This window comes from Azospirillum sp. B506, from assembly GCF_000333595.1.
In the GTDB taxonomy this organism is placed as follows: domain Bacteria; phylum Pseudomonadota; class Alphaproteobacteria; order Azospirillales; family Azospirillaceae; genus Azospirillum.
In genome coordinates this window covers 1-1,216 of sequence record NZ_BADK01000201.1, presented here as the reverse complement: position 1 = coordinate 1,216, position 1,216 = coordinate 1, and the positions used below count along the sequence as shown (strand labels likewise).

General features: G+C 62.6%; 1 protein-coding gene and 1 pseudogene. Both read left to right on the top strand.

Annotated elements, in window-relative coordinates; all coding sequences use genetic code 11:
* On the top strand, window positions 1–641 hold a 641-nt coding region (locus I71_RS06895), incomplete at its 5' end, for a toprim domain-containing protein (protein WP_042692913.1).
* Between the two features lie 259 nt (window positions 642–900).
* A pseudogene (locus I71_RS06890) lies at window positions 901–1,216 on the top strand (hypothetical protein); the annotation flags it as partial.

Genomic DNA, 1,216 nt, shown 5'->3' with positions numbered 1-1,216 from the left:
AGCAGGCCCGCCAGCGTGAGACCCAGGCCATCCTGCCCCTCGCGGGCAAGATTCTGAACGTCGCCAGCGCGTCGGTCGACAAGATGAAGGCCAACCAGGAGCTGAACGACCTGACCCAGGCGTTGGGTTGCGGCATTGGCAAGGACTTCTCGACCGACAAGCTGCGCTACGAGCGGGTCATCATCATGACCGACGCCGACGTCGACGGCGCCCACATCGCCTCGTTGTTGATGACCTTCTTCTACCGCGAGATGCCGGGCCTGATCCAGGAAGGCCACCTGTACCTCGCCCTGCCGCCGCTCTATCGCCTCAGCCATGGCAACAAGCAGGTCTATGCCCGCGACGATGCCCACAAGGACGAGCTGCTGTCGAAGATGTTCAAGGGCAAGAAGCCCGACATCAGCCGATTCAAAGGTTTGGGCGAGATGATGCCGGCGCAGCTGCGCGACACGACGATGGATCCGTCCAAGCGCTCGCTGCTGCGCGTCGTCGTGCCCAACGCCGCCGATCCGGAGGAAAAGCCGGAATGCGAGCGCACACGCTCGTTGGTGGAAGACCTGATGGGCAAGCGGCCGGAACTGCGTTTCAAGTTCATTCAGGACAATGCCAAGTTCGTGAAGGCTGACGACATCGACGTGTAGCGGGGGCGCTTCAGGTCGCCACGTCCGGTCCTCACCACCGGATGCTTTTCGTTGGGGCCGCCCCCTTGGCAACCTCCGCACATGGTGCTGGGGCTGGGGCTGGGCGATGATCGGGCGAACCGGGGTCGAAATCGATCCCGGGTGGTGTAAATCACGCCTTATTCCCGGCTATGGCGAATGAGGTCCTTGGTCTATCATGCGCGGAGCGGTCAATCCCAAGACCTTCTCCCGGATCAAGACCCATTCCCGCAGGAGGCGCATGCAGTCCTCGATCCTTACCGGAATACCGATTCCGGTCGATTCGATCCCGCCCGATATTCTGGCAGAGGTTCTTTCGCCGCTGACCCCCTTTGTCACCGACCTGTTCGTTCCACGCTACCGGCCCTGCGAGGTCGGACGCTGGCGGCTTCAGGTGGCGTCGATTCTGCTGTGCGCCGGCTATTGGAGTCCGGCTCGAATGACGCTCAACAGCGCGGGCCTGATCCGGCGGGAGGCGGACGGTTCTTTGCGTTGCTGGATGTCGATGACGCCGATGGAAATCGAAAGCCAGGAGATCGGCGTGCGTGCGGTACCGG